Raw genomic sequence first — 1,828 nt, 5'->3', positions numbered from 1 at the left:
CGAGGACCGCTTCTACGGTGAGGCCATCCTGCTGCGCGAGACCAGCGCCTACCAGCGCGTGGTCGTCACCCGCAGTCGCGCCGGCATCCGGCTGTTCCTCAACGGCAACCTGCAGTTCCACTCCAAGGACGAGTACCGCTACCACGAGGCACTGGTGCACCCGGCCATGGCCGCGCAGGGTGCGCCCAGGCGCGTGCTGGTGCTGGGCGGGGGCGACGGCATGGCCGCGCGCGAGATCCTGAAGTACCCCTCGGTCGAGCAGGTCACGCTGGTGGACCTGGACCCGAAGATGACGCAGCTGTTCCGCACCGAGCCGCTGCTGACTGCGCTGAACCACAACGCCCTCAATTCGCCCAAGCTCAAGGTCGTCAACGACGACGCCTTCGGCTGGCTGGCCGCGCATGATGAGAGCTTCGACGTCATCGTCATCGACTTCCCCGACCCCAGCAACTTCGCGCTCGGCAAGCTCTACACCACCAGCTTCTACGAGCTGGTGGACCAGCACCTGGCCGCGGGCGGCTACGCCGTGGTGCAGACCACCTCGCCGCTGATCGCGCGCAAGAGCTTCTGGACGGTGGCCAGCACGCTGGAGGCAGCGGGCCTGACCATCACGCCGTACCACGCCCACGTGCCCAGCTTCGGCGAATGGGGCTACATCCTGGCCAGCCGCCGGCCGTGGCACACGCCCACCGCGCTGCCCGCCGGCCTGCGTTTCCTGACACTGCCCGGCCTGCCCGCGCTGTTCGACTTCCCGCCCGACATGGCGCGCGTGCCAGCTGAACCAAACCGGCTGTCCAACCAGGTGCTGGTGCAGACCTTCGAGGAAGAGTGGGGGCAGGTGCATTGATGCGGCGTCGCGCGGTGTTGGCTGGTGCCGCGGCCTTGCCGTGGCTCCAAGGCTGCGAACGCGCGCAAGAGGCGCCCGTCAGCCGCTGGGTCGGCGCGTCCTTCGAGCGTGGCCACCGCTTGAGAACGCTGAAGTCCGGCTCGCTCCCGGTGGCAGCGGTGCAGCGCCGCGCAGGCGTGCTGGTGATCGGCGGTGGCGTGGCCGGGCTGTCGGCGCTGCACGCGCTGGACCATGCCGGCCATGCGGACGCGCAGCTGCTGGAGCTGGAAGACCAGGCCGGTGGCAACAGCCGCGGACACATCGTCGCCGGCCTCGCTTGCCCGCTGGGCGCGCATTACCTGCCGGTGCCGGGAGAGAGCACCTACGAGGTCAGCGCCTGGCTGCACGACATCGGCCTGCTGCGCTCGGATTCGGCGGGGGTGCATGCCAACGAGCGATACCTTTGCCACAGCCCGCAGGAGCGGCTGTTCATCGACGGCGCCTGGCAGGACGGCCTGCTGCCCTCCGCGCAAGGCCGGCCGGCGACGCTGGCGCAATACCGCCGCTTTGCCGCACTGGTGGACCACGCGCAGCGCGAACTCGGCTTTGCGCTGCCCACGCACCGCGTGCGCTGGTCGCCCGGCCACGCGGCCTTGGACGAGCAACGCTTCGACGCCTGGCTTGCGGCCAACGGACTGGATGACACCCGCCTGCTCGGCTACCTGGACTACTGCTGCCGCGACGACTACGGCGCCGGCATCCACACCGTCTCCGCCTGGGCCGGCCTGCACTACTTCGCCAGCCGCCACGGCTTCCATGCGCCGGGCGACGACAGTGCCGAGCGCGACGCCGTGTTCACCTGGCCTGAAGGCAACGCCTGGCTGGTGCGCGAACTGGCCGAGCCGCTGAAGCCGCGGCTGTGCACCGGCCGCACCGTGCTGCGGGTCGAGCTGCAGAAGCATGGCGTGCAGGTGCTGGCCTGGGACGAAACTGCAGGCCAGG

Annotated in this window: 2 protein-coding genes; both read left to right on the top strand. The window is 70.2% G+C overall.

All coding sequences use genetic code 11. The annotated features are described in order from the left end of the window. A partial coding sequence (locus FKP22_RS29145; RefSeq protein WP_445663756.1) for a spermine/spermidine synthase domain-containing protein occupies positions 1-847 on the top strand: 847 nt, incomplete at its 5' end. A 35-nt stretch (positions 848-882) separates the two neighbouring features. Then, positions 883-1,828 (top strand): FAD-dependent oxidoreductase (locus tag FKP22_RS29140; RefSeq protein WP_233447003.1); only part of this gene is annotated, 946 nt, incomplete at its 3' end.

This window comes from Ideonella azotifigens (assembly GCF_006519715.1).
Classification (GTDB): domain Bacteria; phylum Pseudomonadota; class Gammaproteobacteria; order Burkholderiales; family Burkholderiaceae_C; genus Ideonella; species Ideonella azotifigens.
Note: the sequence above shows the minus strand (reverse complement) of the source record. Positions and strands in the feature narration are given on the sequence as shown.